Raw genomic sequence first — 15,534 nt, 5'->3', positions numbered from 1 at the left:
GCGAAACGGTCGGTCATGCGGGGGTGTCTCCGGGCGGGGTGTCCGGGGCGGTTGCCAACCCCGGACAGATGTTTTCAAGCGGACGCCCTGGGGCGTCCGGTCGCCTGTGCGGGCCGCTTACTTGGCCAGGCTGACGTTGTCGAACAGATGGCCGCCCAGCGGGTGGACGACATAGCCCTCGACCTCTTTGCGCATCGGCATGAAGACGACCGAATGCGCGATCGTGGCCCAGGGTGCCTGCTCCTTGAAGATGACCTGCGCCTCTTCGTAAAGCTTGGCCCGCTCATCCTGGCTGTTCAGCTGACGCGCCTCGACCAGCAGCTTGTCGAAGGGCTCATAGCACCATTGCGCGCGGTTCGCGCTGCCGACACCGTCGCACGACAGCAAGACCCCGAGGAAGTTGTCGGGATCGCCGTTGTCGCCGGTCCAGCCCAGCAGAACGGCGCCGTCGCGGTCCTCGGCCTTGGAGCGGTCCAGGTATTCGCCCCACTCATAGCTGACGATTTCGACGTTCACGCCGATCTTGGCGAAATCGGCCTGCATCAGCTCGGCCATGCGGCGCGCGTTGGGGTTGTAGGGACGCTGTACCGGCATCGCCCAGATCTTCATCGACAGATCCTTGACGCCCTCTTCCTCCAGGATCTTCTTGGCGGCTTCGGGATCGAAGGGGTCATCCTTGACGGCGTCGTTATAGGACCACATCGTCGGCGGGATCGGGTTCTTGGCGATTTGGCCGGAGCCCTGGAACACCACGTCGATGATGGCCTGCTTGTCGATCGCCATGTTCAGGGCCTTGCGGACCTTGGGATTGTCGAAGGGCGCGACCTTGGTGTTATAGGCCAGATAGCCGACGTTCAGGCCTTCCTGCTCCTCGACCTTGATGTCGGCGTTGTCCTTCATCGCCTGCACGTCGGCGGGGTTCGGATAGGGCATGATCTGGCATTCGTTCGCCTGCAGCTTCTGATAGCGCACGGATGCGTCGGGCGTGATCGCGAAGATCAGGCTTTCGACCTTGGCGGGATCGGACCAGTAGTTGTCATTGCGCAGATAGCGGATGACGGCGTCTTTCTGATAGGCCTGAAAGGTGAAGGGCCCGGTGCCGATGGGCTGCTGGTTCAGCATCTCGGGGGTGCCCGCCTTCATCATCGCGTCGGCGTATTCGGCCGACAGGATGGAGGCGAAATCCATCGCCATGTTCGCGATGAACGGCGCCTCGGGGCGCGACAGCACGAATTTCACGGTCAGGTCGTCGACCTTTTCGATGCTTTTGATCAGCGAGGGCATCGACATGGAATCGAAATATTCCCAGGACCCGCCCGATACCTTGTTGTAGGGGTGATCCTTCAGCCGCTGGCGATCGAAGGTGAAGATCACGTCATCCGCGTTGAAATCGCGGGTCGGGGTGAACTGGTCGTTGCTGTGGAACTTGACGCCCGGACGCAGCTTGAAGGTGTATTCCAGCCCGTCGTCGGACACCTCATAGCTTTCGGCCAGACCCGGCAGCACCTTGGTGGAGCCCGTCTCGAACTCGACCAGCTGGTTATAGACGGTATGCGACGACGCGTCGAAGGTGGTGCCCGAAGTATAGAGCGCGGGGTCGAAACCCTCGGGGCTGCCTTCCGAGCAATAGACCAGCGATTGCGCCTGGGCGGCGCCCGTCGCCAGCGCAAGCAGCGCGCTGCCCGCGAATAGGACTGATTTCAGTGACATTTTCATCTCCCTGATGTGCGGCGCCCGGATGGGATTGTTTCCCTTTCAGACAGCGGGGCCGGTGTTGTCGATAGCCGAACCATTACAGATATGTATCGCATGGGCAACAGATCTGAGGGCGCCGCGCCGCGGCCCGCGGACGGCGCGCGGCGCGCGCGCCGGGGCTGCGGAACCGCGGCGGCAGGAATAAAAATTCCTGAATGCGCAGCCGCCAGGAAGAAGTGAAAATTTCGCGTGCCGCGTGCGACCGGATTTTTCTTTCGCCCGGCGCAGGCGGGGCGTCCGGGACAGGCGCGCCGCGGGGCGGGGGCGGGGCGGGATCGGAAATTTACGTCGCGGCACTTTGTCGGCGGCGGGTCAGGGCAGGGGCAGCGTCGCCTCCGGCAGCAGCGTCCAGACCGCGCCCAGACCCAGCGCCCCAAGGCCCACCAGCAGCGTGGCGGTGACCATCACCCAGCAGGCCGCGCCGCCCAGGCGCTGCACGTCGGCGTCCGGGGTCGCGGTGCCGAACAGCATCTTGCCCAGCACGCGCAGATAGAAAAACAGCGACAGCACCGAATTGGCCACGCCGAACAGCGTCAGCCAGGCCATGCCGCCCTCCAGCGTGGCGACGAACAGGGCGAACTTGCCGAAAAAGCCCAGCAGCGGCGGGATGCCCACCAGCGACAGGAACGCCACGCCAAGCGCCGCCATATGCACCGGCATCCGGCGGCCCAGCCCCGACCAGTCGTCCAGCGCGGTGCGCCCGCGCATGTCGGCCACCAGCGCCAGCGCCCCGATATTGGCCAGCGCATAGGCCCCCATGAAGACCAGCAGCGCAGGCAGCGCCTCGGGCGCGCGGCCCGCCACCGCCACGGCCATCAGCGCGTATCCCGCCTGTGCCACCGACGACCAGCCGATCAGGCGGCGCAGGTCGTCCTGCCACAGCGCGGCCAGGTTGCCCAAGGTCATGGTGGCCGCGGCAAAGATAGCCACGCTCAGCCCCAGGGCGGGGCCCGCGGGCAGCATCTGCACCAGCCGGAACATCGCGACGGCGCCCGCGATCTTGGGCACGGTGGTCAGAAAGGCGGCGGCGGGAACGGGGGCGCCTTCGGTCACATCGGGCACCCAAGGGTGGGCGGGCACGGCGCCCAGCTTGAACAAAAGCCCCAGCAGCACCAGCATCACCCCCAGCAGGCTGAGTGGGCCAAGCGCGCCCGATACGGCGCCGCGCCCTCCCGCCGCCAGCATCTGGTAATCGGTGGTGCCAAGCGTGCCCTGCACGAACACGATCCCCAGCACCATCACGCCGTTGACCAGCGCGCCCAGCAGGAAATACTTCATCCCCGCCTCGACCGAGATCTCCCAGTCGCGGTGATAGGCGGCCAGCACGTAGCCGGTGATCGACGACAAGAGCACGCCCATCATCAGCTGCATCAGATCCGCCGCCCCCGCGATGGCCATGGCGCCCACCGTGGAAAACAGCGCCATCGCATAGAATTCGCCGTGCCGCGTGTCGCGCGCGAACCAGCGCGGCGCCAGCAGCAGGCACAGCGCCGTCGCCCCCAGGATCAGCAGCCGCGCCCAGATCGTCGCGCCATCCAGCGCGAAGGTCCCCGAAAAGGTCATCCGCCAGGCGCCCAGCTGCGCGGCCGCCAGCACGCCCGCCACCGCCAGCCCGGCCAGCGCGAGCCACAGGCACAGCCCCAGGCGGCGCTGCGGCAGCACCATCGCCAGCAGCAGCGTCAGCACTGCCGCGATCAGGACGGCAAGTTCGGGGCCAAGATCGCCGATCGGCATGTCAGCCTCCGACGCTGAGGGCTGGGACGGCGGGCGCGGCGATCAGCCCGCCCGCGTCGATCAGATCCAGCAGCCAGGCGGGCCAGATGCCGATCAGCACGACCAGCGACAAAAGCCCGGCCAGACAGGCGATTTCCATCCGCGACAGGTCGGGAAAGCCCGCCCGCTCGGTCGGCAGATCGCCGAAGAACACCATCCGCAGCATTTGCAGGAACAGGGCCGCCGTGATCAACAGCCCCAGCAGCCCGATCGCCGCGATCCAGGGATAGACGGCGAAGGCGCCGATGAAGATATGCAGCTCGGCCACGAACCCCGCCAGCCCCGGCAGCCCGAGCGAGGCAAAGGCCGCCAGCACCGTCAGCAGCGTCAGCTGCGGCGCCTGTCCGGCCAGCCCGCCGTAATGGGCCATCTCGTAATCTTCGGTGCGGGCCCAGAAACTGCCCGCGATCAGGAACAGCGCCCCGGTGATCAGCCCGTGGGCGATCATCTCGACGATGGCACCGTTCAGCGCGGCGGTCCGCGCGGCCTCGGGTCCGATGGCGGCGCCCGCCACCGCGATGCCCAGCACCGTATAGCCCATGTGGTTGACCGAGGTATAGGCGATCCGGCGTTTCAGATTGCCCTGACCCAGCGCCACCAACGCCCCCCAGAGGATCGAAATCAGCGCCACGATCGCCAGCGGCAGCGCCCAGCGGGCAAAGGTGTCGGGCATCATCTGCAACGGGATGCGGATCATGCCGTAGGTGCCCATCTTCAGCAGCACCCCCGCCAGGATGGCCGAGGCGGGCCCGGGCGCGTCCACATGCGCGGGCGGCAGCCAGGTGTGCAGCGGAAACAGCGGCGTCTTGACCGCAAAGCCCGCCAGAAACGCCAGCAGCACCAGCGACGCGGTGATCCCGCCACCCGCCAGCGGGGTCTGCGCGATCAGACGGCGCATGTCGAAATCAAGCTCGGGCAGCGCCAGCACCAGCACGATGATCCCGATCAGGATCAGCAGCGAGCCCGCGAGCGTGTAGATGAAGAACTTCAGCGCCGCCTTCTGCGCGTCGCCATGCCCCCAGCGGCCGATCAGGAAATACATCCCCACCAGGCTGAGGTCGAAGAACACGTAGAAGATCACCAGATCCAGCGTCAGGAACAGCCCCAGCGACACGCCGGTCAGGAACAGAAGCCAGGCGTAATAGGCCCGCGGGCGGGACAGTTCGGGCATCGGCCAGGCCGTCGCGGCCAGGAAGATCAGCGCGCTCAGCAGCGCCAGCGCCAGCGACATGCCGTCGACGCCGACCCGCCAGGCGATCCCCAGCGAGGGCACCCAGGGAATTTCCTGCACCGCCTGAAAGCCCGCGCCCGCGGTAAATCCGACCCACACCAGCACCAGCAGCGCCAGCGAGGCGGCGGCGGCCAGCACCGCGATCGCGCGCGCCGCCGCTTCGGACAGGCGCGGCATCAGCGCCAGCGCCAGCGCGGCCAGCAGGGGGATAAGGATGGAAAGGCTCAGCATGGTCTCAGGCTCCCGCCAGAAGGATCAGCAGGCCCAGCAGAAAGCCGGCCGCGATGATGACATAGTAATGATGAGAATAGCCGGTCTGAAGCCGCCGCGCTCCGCTTGCCGCCAGACCTGCGCCGCGCGCGGTGCCGCCGGGGATCAGATCGCTCAGCTGTTCGCCCTCGCGGGCGCTGTGGCGGGCCAGTGCCCGCGCCAGCCAGACCGCGCCGCCGACCATGCCGACGAAGGCGCCGCGCCCGCGCCGCGACATCCCGTCGAGCAGCCGCGCGTCGGCCCGCCCCAGGCCCCGGCCCACGCCGGGACCCAGCAGCCCCGTACCGTCCGGCAGGGCGTCGATCCAAGCATCGTCGAAGCGCGCCGCGCGGATCGCCAGCCCTTGCATCGGAACCTCTATTCCGCGCTCGATCAGCAAGGGCAGACCGAACCAGTCCGCCGCCGGGTGGGGGGCCGGATCATGCGACAGCGCCAGACCCGCGACCACCCCCAGCCCGAGCACCAGGATCGAGGTCAACAGCTCCGCCAAGGTGATTTCGGGGGGTGTGGCGCCCAGAAACCCCACGACGGCCTCTTCGATCTGCGGCACCCACAGCAGGGACGCCAGCAGGCTCAGCGCGACCAGCACCGCCAGCGCGGTCTTTTCCACGCGGCGCGCTGCGCCACGTTCGTGCGCGCCGCGCGGCCCCAGCACCATCACGAAAAAACGCGTGGCATAGGCCGCAGACAAACCGCCCACCAGCAGGCCCGCGGCCTCCAGCCAGGGGGACAGATGTGCGAGTGTCGCGATGATCTCCTCCTTGGTCCAGCCGCCGCCCAAGGGGGGGCGCCCGCCAGCGCCAGCGCGACCGGCAGGCTCAGCCAGGGAACCCAGGGCAGGGCACGCCCGACGCCCATGCGCCGCATGTCGTAGCTTTCTGCGACCTCATGGGCCATGCCCGCGGCAAAGAAGAGCGGTGTCTTGAACAGCGCGTGGATCACCAGATGCAGCAGCGCGACGCCGGGATAGCCCGCACCCACCGCCGCGAACATCAGCCCCAGCTGCGCCGAGGTCGAGGCCGCCAGCACCTTTTTCGCATGAAGCTGCACCACCGCCACGACGCCGCCCGCCAGTGCGGTGCCCAGACCCACCGCCACCAGCGTGGCGCCAAGCCCCGGCACCGGCGCCAGATAGACATGCAGCCGCGCCATCAGGAAGGCGCCCGCCGCCACCATCGTCGACGAATGCAGCAGCGCCGAGACCGAGGTAGGCCCCGCCATCGCGCGCATCAGCCAGGGCGAAAACGGCAGCTGGCCCGCCTTGGACGCCGCCGCCAGCAGCAGCCCGAACCCCGCGATCGCCTGCGCCGCGCCGTCGAGCTGCCCCAGCGCGGCGTAATCCGCGCGCCCGGTGGCGGCAAAGGTCGCGATCAGCGCCGCATAGAGCCCCAGATCGCCGCCCCGCGTCATCACGAAGGCGTAGCCGCCCGAGCCCATCGCGCCCCGCTTGCGCCATTCGTGGCCGATCAGCGCCCAGGAACAGGCGCCCATGATTTCCCAGCCGATCAGCAGGGTGACCAGATCCCCGGCCATCACCACCAGCTCCATCGCGCCCATGAACACCAGCAACAGACCCGTCAGCCGCGCCAGCCCCTGCGCCTCCTGATGCATCGAGGCGAAGGCCACCACGCAGGTCCCGACCAGCGGAGTCAACACCGCGATCATCGCCGCGCCGGGCGTCAGCCGCGCCAGCAGCGGCAGCCCCGGCGCCCAGTCGAATTGCCCCTGCGCGCTGTCCGGCGCCAGCGCAAGGGCCAGTGCCACGCCCAGCGTCGCCAGACAGATCACCACCGCCGCGCCGCCGATCACCGCGCGGGCCATCGCCTCGCGCTGCTGTTCCGCGGGCAAGCGCGCCGCCAGCGCCCAGAGCGCCAGCCCGCCGAGCGCGGGTAGGAGGGTCAGCAGCCAGATCATTGCTTCAGGGTCCCCAGGCTCTCGGTCATGTCGGCCTGGCGCTTGCGATAGACCGCGACCACCAGCGCAAAGCCGATCGACATCTCGACCGCCATCACCGCCATGATGATGATGCCCAGCAGCTGGCCCTCGGGGGCGCCGCCCAGGCCCTGGGACCAGAACCCCATGACGGCCAGCAGCCCGCCGTTCAGCATCAGCTCCAGCCCCATCATCAGCATGACGAAACTTTGCTGCGACAGCGCGCCATAGACCCCGATGCCCATCAGCGCCGCGGCGGCCAGAAGAACGATCGTCAGCGTCATCCGTGCGTTCCTTTCTTCATGTCATGACCCCCGTGGTCCCCATGGCCCCCGTGATCCTCATGGGCGCTCTTGTCGGTCTCGCCGTCGCCGCCTCCATGCCCACCGTGGCCTCCATGCCCACCGTGGCCACCATGCCCACCGTGACCGCCGCCGCCCGGTTCGGGCTTGCGACCGGCGGGTTCGCCGCCCGCGACCAGACCGGGCGGACGCGATCCGGTGTCGGCGGTGCCATAGCGCCCGCTGCGCGCCGACAGGATCACCGCGCCGACCATCGTGGCCAGCAGGGTCACGCCCGCCGTCTCGAAGATCAGCATCGAGGGCCCCAGCAGCTCCAGCCCCAGATCGAACACCGGCCGCTTGTCGTCCGGCACCGCGAGATCCGGCAGATCGCTCAGCAGGATGGCGGCGGAAAGGCCCAGAAAGGTGACCCAGCCCGCGATCAGCGCCACGGGCTTCTGATGCACCATCTCCATCGGGTTGAGACCGGCCGGGTTCATCATGAAGGCGATCATGAAGATGGCCATCACCATCATCTCGACCGCCATCATGAACACCGTCGCCACCCCCAGATAGGGCGCGGCCAGCAGCACGCCGATCCCCGCCACCGCGACGAACGACAGCAACAGCACAAAGGTGGCGCGGATCATCGAATCCACCCGGAACACGCGCCAGCCCGACCAGATGGCCAGCAGCGCCAGCGCGAGGATCGAAAATTCGGTCATGCCAGCGCCTCCAGCCCGGCCAGCAGCAGATGCAGGAACGACAGCGGCAGGATCACCACCCACAGAAAGCTCAGCATCCGCGAGGGCGGCATCAGCGCGAAGATATGCCCCGCCATCACCGTCACCGCCATCACCGCCGCCGCCTTCACCAGCAGCCACGCCGGACCCGGCAGCACCGGGCCAAGCGGGCCGCCCAGAAACACCGCCGCCGCCATCACGCTGAAGGCCGTCAGCATTGCCAGCCGTGCGAATTGCCAGAGCGCCCGGTCCGCGCCGCTTTCCTCGGCCGAGGTGCCGCCCGCCAGATCGGCGCTGTCGGCATAGTCGAACGGCCCCCGCAGCGTCAGCGTCAGCCCGACCAGGATGAACAGCGGCAGGCCCAGCGGTTGGCGCACCACATTCCAGATCTCCGCCTGCGAGGCGACGATGCGGCTGACCGACAGCGATTGCGCGGGCAGCGCGGCGGCGATCAGCACGAACATCGAGGGCAGCATGATCGGCAGGCCGATGGCGGCATAGCGATAGGCCCCGATCAGCGGAAAGGGCGCGTTGGGCGACCAGCCGTGCAGAAAGACGGCGATCACGATCAGCGCCTCGCAGCTGCCCCAGACGACGATGCCCACCGGCGTTTCCACCAGCGCCGCCGCCCCGGGGGCAAAGGGCACCACCGACATGCCGATGGCCGCCAGCGCCAGATACAGCACCGGCGCCACCGCGCGGGTCAGCCGGTCGGGCGCCTCGGTGGTGATGCTCTGGCGGGTCAGCAGCTGCGCGGCCGCGCGCAGCGGCGCCAGCGGGGACAGCCCGCCCGCAGGCGCGGACCCCAGCAGACGCAGGCTCAGCCGGTCCAGCACCGCGCCCAGCCACGCCCCGGACAAAAGCACCAGCGGCAGCGCGAGGGTCACAAGCACGACCAGCGCGGGGGAGAGCGGGGCGGTCATTGCGGGGACTCCGGCATCTTGTGGCTGCTCATGTCGTGGCCCTGGTCGGTGTGGCCGGACCGGGTGCCGTGGCCCATGCTGGCGTGGACCATCCCGCCATGCTCCATGTTGCCATGTTCCGTCCCGCCGTCCTGCTGCTCGGCTTCCTCCTCGGCGCGGGCGGCCTCGATCGACGCGCCGGCGGCGCGGCACAGCGTGTCGGGCGTGAAAGAGGCCAGCGCCAGCACCGCCTCATGCCATTCCAGCCCGACAAGCATCCGCGCCAGATCGGATATGCCGCCGTGGGCATCGGCGGGCGCAGCCGCATCGCGCCTGCCCGCGGTCGCCGCGTCGATCCAGGCGCGTAGCCTGGCGCGGGCATCGTGGTCCTGCTCCTGTCCCAGACCCGGCGGCAGGGCGCGCAGCAGCCCCGGCGCGATCGGCCTGCGGCCTGCGATCACGCGTGCGGCGGCGGCGGGCAGGCCCATCAGCCGCAGCATCCGCGCGGCGCAGGCGGCGGGGGCGTCGGCCTCTTCGGGCTGGGCGAAGGGCGCGGCGCAGACCCGCGCCTTGACGATCACGTCGCCCTGCAGGGTCAGCGACAGCTCCAGCCCCGGCGGCAGCATCGAGGCGAAAGGCCCCACCCGCATCGCATAGGCATCCAGCGTCAGCCCGTCGCGCAGATCGTCGTCGGTCATCGCCATCGGGCGGCCATAGGGCACGCCCCCCATCATCCCCTTGCCGCCCTGTCTGTTCGGCCCCACGCCGCGCCATTCGTTGGGCGGCTGGTCGGGCTGGCGGTCGGGCTCGGCCACATCGTTTTCCAGCAGATCGGCATAGGCGGCGACCAGATCGGACACGTCGGGGGCGCTGTCGGTGAAACTGAGCGTGCGGCGCGGATGCGCCAGCTGGTCGTGCAGCCGGTCGCGGGCCTCGGCGGTGTCGTCGGGCAGCGGGCCCAGCATCAGCAGCAACGCGGCCTCGCGCGGCGTGGCGGCGCGGCGCAACGCCGGATCGGCCAGCAGCGCCTCGGCACGGGGCAGCCAGCCCGGGCCGATACAGGCATAGACGGGCACGGCCGCGCGTGCGGCCCAGCGATGCAGCGCACTCATTGCCATCTGAACGCGCCCTCGCGCCAGCCGTAAAGCAGCCCCACCGACAGGATCGCCAGGAACATGCCCATTTCCATCATCGCCTTGAGGCCCTCGGTCACGAAAACGACGGCCCAAGGGTACATGAACATCATCTCCATCTCGAAGGCGATGAACACCATGGTCATCGGGTAGGGGCGGAAATGATATCGCTGCCAGGCGTGGGTCCGGGCCGTGCCGCCGCCAAGATAGGGTGCGCCCTGCGGGTAGGTCGAGGCCGCGCGCGCCATACCCGCAAGCGCGAGGGTCAGCGCAGCCGCGGCCGCCATCGACAGGGCGGAGATCAGGAATGGCGACATGAACCCTCCGTTCACGAAATCTTGTGCCTACGGATCAAAGGGTGGAACCTCAGCCGCAAAAGGCAAGGGGGTCCAGCGCTGGAGCCGGTGCAATATTATCCGGCAGGCGGTACGGGCTATGGGCGCGCGGGTGAAAAATCTTGTTTTTTATCCGCGCGCGCGTGCTACTTGAACGGAACCGACAGGGTACGGCGTCGTTGCGGCGATGTCGGATGTGGCGCGGCAGGCCGTGATTTCAGCCGGTTGGCCCTGCGTCCCGCGTGGCACCCGGGCCACCCGGGCGAGGTTCACCGGCGGCCCCGGCCGGAAGTGGAGGCGCCGTCGCCGAAGGCAGGAACGCAGACAGAGGCAGGGCACGAAATTGAGCGTGACAGACCCCGAGGCAATCCCCGCAACGCCATCGCGCCGCCCCATTGCGGAACGTGGCAGACACGCGGGGCGTGGCCGTGAATCGAGGACGGGCCTGCGCCGGGCGCTGGCGCTGGTCGCCGCGGTAGGGGTGCTGGCGGTGTCGGGCTGCACACAGGATCACATCACCTTTCTCGATCCGCAGGGGCCGGTCGCGGCGCAGCAGCGGGCGCATTTCGGCTTCATCCTGGCGGTGATGCTGCTGGTGATCGTGCCGATCTTCGTGCTGACCCCTCTGATCCTGTGGCGCTATCGCTATCGCGGACGCGCGGCCTATCGCCCGAAGTGGGATTTTTCCTGGCTGATGGAATTCTTGGTGTGGGGCGGGCCGGTGGTGCTGGTGGCGGTGCTGGCGGTGGCGCTGTGGCGCAACACCATCGCGCTGGACCCGTGGCGCCCGTTGCCCGCGGCCGCGACGCAGACGTCCGGCGCCGGGGCCGCCGCGCTGGCGCCGATGCGGGTGCAGGTCGTCGGGCTGGATTGGAAATGGCTGTTCATCTATCCCGATCTGGGCATCGCCACAGTCAATGATCTCGCGTTTCCGGTCGACCGGCAGATCGCGCTTGAGATGACATCGGCCACGGTGCTGCAATCGCTGTTCATCCCGTCGCTGGGCAGTCAGGTCTATGCGATGGGCGGCATGGTGAGCCGTCTGCATCTGGCGGCCTCCGCCCCCGGGCGGTTCCGGGGCATGAACGCCCAGTACAACGGCAAGGGCTTTCACAAACAGTCGTTTTCCGCGACCGCGATGACGCCCGAGGCGTTCCGGACCTGGGTGGAGGCCACGCGCAATGCCCCGGTCGCGCTGGATGCGCAGAGCTATGCGATCGTGGCGCAGCGCGGATCGGCCGGAGAGGCGGCGACCCTGCTGGAGGAGCTGGCCGCGGTCGGAGGGGCAGCGGCGCCGGGGCAGGCCAGCCCGGACCCCGCGCCCGCGCTCACGCCTGACGCCCCCGCCCCGATACCGGGGCAGCCGCAGCCGCAGCCGGTGGCGGATCCGGGCATCATTCATTTCTCGACCGTTCCCGACGGCTTTTTCGCCACGGTCGTCAAGGGCGGCCCCGAGGCCCCCAACCCGAGCGCTGCGGAGGGCCTCGAATGACTGAAAGCGGCTTTTGGCATCCGGTGCTGGGGCGCCTGGGCGGCGATGCGCTGCCGTTCTGGCGGATGCTGACCAACCCCACACGCGAGAATATCATCAACGACACGATCGGCAGTTTCGCCGCGCTGCTGGTGGTCCTGGGCGGGCTGGCGGTGATCTGGGTGGTCACGCGGCGCGGCTGGTGGCGGGTGCTGTGGTCGGAATGGCTGACCTCGGTCGATCACAAGAAGATCGGCATCATGTATATCGTGCTGGCCTTCGTGATGCTGGCCCGCGCCCTGGTCGAGGCCCTGCTGATGCGCAGCCAGCAGGCGGTCGGGTTGAGCGGCGGGTTCCTGAGCCCCGAACATTTCGGCCAGTTTTTCTCGACCCACGGCACGATCATGATCTTCTTCATGGCGATGCCCTTCCTGACGGGTCTGATCAACTATGTCATGCCGCTTCAGATCGGCGCGCGCGACGTGTCCTTCCCGGTGATGAACTCGGTCAGCCTGGGGTTGACGATCGCGGGGGCGGTGCTGGTGATGATCAGCCTGGTGCTGCAGCCGTTTTCCACCGGCGGCTGGTCGGGCTATCCGCCCTTCACCGAGCGCAGCTTCAGCCCCGGCGCGGGGCCGGATTACTGGATCTGGGCGGTCACGCTGTCGTCGCTGGGCACGATGATGACGGGCATCAACTTTGCCGTCACGATCTACAAGGAACGTTGCGAGGGGATGCATCTGTTCCGCATGCCGCTGTTTACCTGGACGGCGCTGTGCACCTCGATCCTGATGATTTTCGCCATGCCGCCGCTGACGGTGGCGACGGCGCTTCTGGCGCTGGACCGCTACCTCGGGTTTCATCTGTTCACCACCACGATGGGCGGCAACATGATGAACTATGCCAACCTGTTCTGGCTGTTCGGACACCCGGAGGTCTATATCCTGATCCTGCCCGCCTTCGGGGTCTATTCCGAAGTCTTCTCGACGTTTTCGGGCAAGCGGCTCTACGGCTATACCTCGCTGGTGATCGCCACGATGGCGATTTCGGTGCTCTCGTTCACGGTCTGGGTGCACCATTTCTTCACCATGGGGCAGGATGCGGCGCTGAACGCGGCCTTCGGCATCGCGACGATGCTGATCGGCATCCCCACGGGGGTCAAGATCTACGACTGGATGCTGACGATGGTGCGCGGCCGGGTGCGCATCACCGTGCCGATGGTCTATGCGATCGGCTTTGTGCTGCTGTTCGTGGTGGGGGGCACCACGGGGATCGTGCTGGCCAACCCCAGCGTCGATTATCAGGTGCACAACACGCTGTTTCTGGTGGCGCATTTCCATAACATGCTGATCCCCGGCACGCTGTTCGGGATGCTGGCGGGCTATACCTTCTGGTTTCCCAAGGCGTTCGGATTCCGGCTGGCCGACCGCTGGGGCTATGTCGCCGCCCTGTGCTGGAGCCTGGGGTTCATGCTGGCGTTCTTTCCGCTCTATGGGCTGGGGCTGCTGGGGATGCCGCGGCGGATGCTCGACTTCGCCGAACCCGCCTATCTGCCCTACACGCTGGTGGCCCTGCTGGGGGCGTGCCTGATCGTCCTGGGGTTCGTCGCGCTTTGCGTGCAGCTGTGGCAAAGCGTGCGCGACCGTGCGGCGCTGGCGGTGCCGGTGGGCGACCCCTGGGACGGGCGCAGCCTGGAATGGTCGACCTCGGCGCCGCCGCCGGAGTGGAATTTCGCGCGGCTGCCGGTGGTCGATGATCTCGACCCCTTCGCCGCGCGCAAGGAGGCGGGCACGGCCTACGGGCCCCAGACCGCGCCGCGGCGCTGGCACGACATCGAGATGCCCGCCAACAGCACGCTGGGGCCGGTGCTGTCGGTCGCCTCGGTCGTGCTGGCCTTCGGTCTGGTGTGGTACATCTGGTGGATGGTGACGGCCGGGCTGCTTGTCGTGCTGGGCGCGGTGATCGCGCGCGGTTTCGCCCGCGACACGGTCAAGCTGATCCCGGCGGAGGAGGTGCGCGCCGAGTATGAGGCGTGGCAGGCGCGCATCGCCGCCACCCCGCGCATCGACCGCGGGCAGGAACGCACCCCCGCCAACCGCGGCCACGCCATCCCAGCCGCGCAGGAGGGCCACCCATGAGCGAGCAGAAGCCACGCCATCCGGGCCTGAACCTGGACGAACGCCACGGCCACGCTCACGACGCCGCCCAGGTCGAGGTCTTCGGCTTCTGGGTCTTCATGATGAGCGACGCCATCGTCTTCGGACTGCTCTTCGCCACCTATGTGGTAATGGAGGGCGCGCTGGCGGGCGGCCCCGGTCCCAAGGATCTGTTCGAGATCCGCCCGGTCTTCATCGAGACGATGCTGCTTTTGACCAGCAGCCTGACCTTCGGCATGGCCTCGCTGGCGATGAAGCATGAGAAGGGCACCGGGCGGATGCTGATCTGGCTGGGGATCACCCTGCTGCTGGGCCTTGCCTTCCTGGGGATGGAACTGCGGGATTTCGCCAAGATGCTGGACAAGGGCGGATCGCCCGACCGCAGCGGGTTCCTGTCGGCCTATTGGTCGCTGGTCCCGCTGCACGGGCTGCACGTGGCCACGGCCAGCCTGTGGATGGTGATGCTGATCGGCCAGATGGTGGTCCACGGGGTCGACAGGCAGGTCAAGACGGGCCTGCTGCGGCTGGGGGTGCTGTGGCATTTCCTCGACATCGTGTGGATCGCGATTTTCAGCATCGTGTTTCTGAAAGGATTGCTATGAGCGACGAGCGGAACGACGAGCCCGACGAAACCGGCATGGCAGAGGAAACCGCCAGCGCCGAGCTTCGGTCCTATCTGATCGGCTATGCGCTGGCGCTGCTGCTGACGGTGCCGCCCTTCGTGCTGGTCTGGACCAAGGCGCTGACCCCCTGGACAGTGGGCTGGATCATCGCGGTGGCGGCGGTGGTGCAGATGGCGGTGCATTTCCGCTTTTTCCTGCATATCCGGCTGAAGGGGCAGGCCCGCGAGGATCTGCATCTGATCCTCTTTTCGACGCTGCTTTTGATCATGATGGGCGGCGGCACGATCTGGATCATGGCCAGCCTGGCCGAACGGATGCCATCCTAGGTCTGGACATGGCCCGCACCCTGGGCGAAAGCGGCGCCAGTCGTTTTCCTCAAACCGTCCGTGCGAAAGGCCGCGCCATGAATGACAGCCACGAAACCCTCAGCCAGCTGGGCCGCGACGTGCCCCTGCCGCAATCGCCCGAAGAGGCGGTGCTGGAACGCGTGGCCAACCCGCAGGCGGGCGTGGCCTATTGCGTGCGCTTCACCGCGCCGGAATTCACCTCGCTCTGCCCGATGACGGGGCAGCCCGATTTCGCGCATCTGGTGATCGATTACGTGCCGAACGGCTGGCTGGTCGAAAGCAAGTCGCTCAAGCTGTTTCTGGGATCGTTCCGCAACCACGGCGCCTTTCACGAGGATTGCACCGTCGCGATCGCGCGGCGGCTGGTCGATCTGCTGGCGCCCGTCTGGCTGCGCATCGGCGGCTATTGGTACCCGCGCGGCGGCATCCCGATCGACGTGTTCTATCAGACCGGCACGCCGCCCGCCGATGTCTGGATTCCCGATCAGGGCGTGCCCCCCTACCGCGGGCGCGGCTGAGGCGTTGCGCGGCCACCGCATCGCGGCGCGCTTGACGGGGCAGCCCCTTGTGGGGCGGCGGGTG

General features: G+C 68.1%; 15 protein-coding genes. 5 read left to right on the top strand and 10 right to left on the bottom strand.

What is annotated here, in order from left to right:
* Window positions 1–117 precede the first annotated feature (117 nt).
* From ACU0BR_RS04640 to ACU0BR_RS04595, 10 genes are all read right to left on the bottom strand, one after another.
* Window positions 118–1,710, bottom strand: coding sequence for an ABC transporter substrate-binding protein (locus tag ACU0BR_RS04640; protein ID WP_446155683.1), 1,593 nt, complete (start codon window positions 1,708–1,710; stop codon window positions 118–120).
* Between the two features lie 357 nt (window positions 1,711–2,067).
* On the bottom strand, window positions 2,068–3,489 hold the full coding sequence (locus tag ACU0BR_RS04635; RefSeq protein WP_446155682.1) for an NADH-quinone oxidoreductase subunit N: 1,422 nt from the start codon (window positions 3,487–3,489) through the stop codon (window positions 2,068–2,070).
* 1 nt (window position 3,490) lies between these two features.
* Window positions 3,491–4,990 (bottom strand): complex I subunit 4 family protein, encoded by a 1,500-nt coding sequence (locus ACU0BR_RS04630; protein WP_446155681.1) that lies wholly within the window; start codon window positions 4,988–4,990, stop codon window positions 3,491–3,493.
* A gap of 4 nt (window positions 4,991–4,994) precedes the next feature.
* The gene (locus ACU0BR_RS04625) at window positions 4,995–5,729 is read right to left on the bottom strand and encodes a hypothetical protein (RefSeq protein ID WP_446155680.1); all 735 of its coding nucleotides are present in this window, start codon (window positions 5,727–5,729) and stop codon (window positions 4,995–4,997) included.
* A complete protein-coding gene (locus ACU0BR_RS04620; RefSeq protein WP_446155679.1) occupies window positions 5,687–6,943 on the bottom strand; it encodes a proton-conducting transporter transmembrane domain-containing protein in 1,257 nt (418 codons plus the stop codon). The genes ACU0BR_RS04625 and ACU0BR_RS04620 overlap by 43 nt, the downstream gene beginning before the upstream one ends.
* Window positions 6,940–7,245, bottom strand: a complete 306-nt coding sequence (gene nuoK, locus ACU0BR_RS04615; RefSeq protein ID WP_446155678.1) for an NADH-quinone oxidoreductase subunit NuoK — start codon at window positions 7,243–7,245, stop codon at window positions 6,940–6,942. Before nuoK ends, ACU0BR_RS04620 begins: the two co-directional genes overlap by 4 nt.
* Entirely contained in the window at window positions 7,242–7,967 is a 726-nt protein-coding gene (locus ACU0BR_RS04610) for an NADH-quinone oxidoreductase subunit J family protein (RefSeq protein ID WP_446155677.1), read from the bottom strand. The genes nuoK and ACU0BR_RS04610 overlap by 4 nt, the downstream gene beginning before the upstream one ends.
* A complete protein-coding gene (locus tag ACU0BR_RS04605) occupies window positions 7,964–8,908 on the bottom strand; it encodes an NADH-quinone oxidoreductase subunit H (RefSeq protein WP_446155676.1) in 945 nt (314 codons plus the stop codon). Before ACU0BR_RS04605 ends, ACU0BR_RS04610 begins: the two co-directional genes overlap by 4 nt.
* A complete protein-coding gene (locus tag ACU0BR_RS04600) occupies window positions 8,905–10,005 on the bottom strand; it encodes a hypothetical protein (RefSeq protein ID WP_446155675.1) in 1,101 nt (366 codons plus the stop codon). Before ACU0BR_RS04600 ends, ACU0BR_RS04605 begins: the two co-directional genes overlap by 4 nt.
* A complete protein-coding gene (locus ACU0BR_RS04595; protein WP_446155674.1) occupies window positions 9,996–10,337 on the bottom strand; it encodes an NADH-quinone oxidoreductase subunit A in 342 nt (113 codons plus the stop codon). Before ACU0BR_RS04595 ends, ACU0BR_RS04600 begins: the two co-directional genes overlap by 10 nt.
* A 361-nt stretch (window positions 10,338–10,698) precedes the next feature.
* Here ACU0BR_RS04595 and ACU0BR_RS04590 point away from each other — a divergent pair, with 361 nt between their 5' ends.
* From ACU0BR_RS04590 to queF, 5 genes are all read left to right on the top strand, one after another.
* Entirely contained in the window at window positions 10,699–11,847 is a 1,149-nt protein-coding gene (locus ACU0BR_RS04590) for a cytochrome ubiquinol oxidase subunit II (RefSeq protein WP_446155673.1), read from the top strand.
* Window positions 11,844–13,964, top strand: coding sequence for a cbb3-type cytochrome c oxidase subunit I (locus ACU0BR_RS04585; RefSeq protein ID WP_446155672.1), 2,121 nt, complete (start codon window positions 11,844–11,846; stop codon window positions 13,962–13,964). The genes ACU0BR_RS04590 and ACU0BR_RS04585 overlap by 4 nt, the downstream gene beginning before the upstream one ends.
* Window positions 13,961–14,584, top strand: a complete 624-nt coding sequence (locus ACU0BR_RS04580) for a cytochrome c oxidase subunit 3 (protein ID WP_446155671.1) — start codon at window positions 13,961–13,963, stop codon at window positions 14,582–14,584. Before ACU0BR_RS04585 ends, ACU0BR_RS04580 begins: the two co-directional genes overlap by 4 nt.
* Window positions 14,581–14,931, top strand: coding sequence for a cytochrome o ubiquinol oxidase subunit IV (gene cyoD, locus ACU0BR_RS04575; RefSeq protein WP_446155670.1), 351 nt, complete (start codon window positions 14,581–14,583; stop codon window positions 14,929–14,931). Before ACU0BR_RS04580 ends, cyoD begins: the two co-directional genes overlap by 4 nt.
* Before the next feature lie 77 nt (window positions 14,932–15,008).
* Window positions 15,009–15,470 (top strand): preQ(1) synthase, encoded by a 462-nt coding sequence (gene queF, locus ACU0BR_RS04570; protein WP_446155669.1) that lies wholly within the window; start codon window positions 15,009–15,011, stop codon window positions 15,468–15,470.
* Window positions 15,471–15,534: the final 64 nt, after the last annotated feature.

The organism is Brevirhabdus sp. (genome assembly GCF_052826345.1).
The sequence above is the reverse complement of the archived record's forward strand: the minus strand, read 5'-3'. Positions and strand labels throughout refer to the sequence as shown.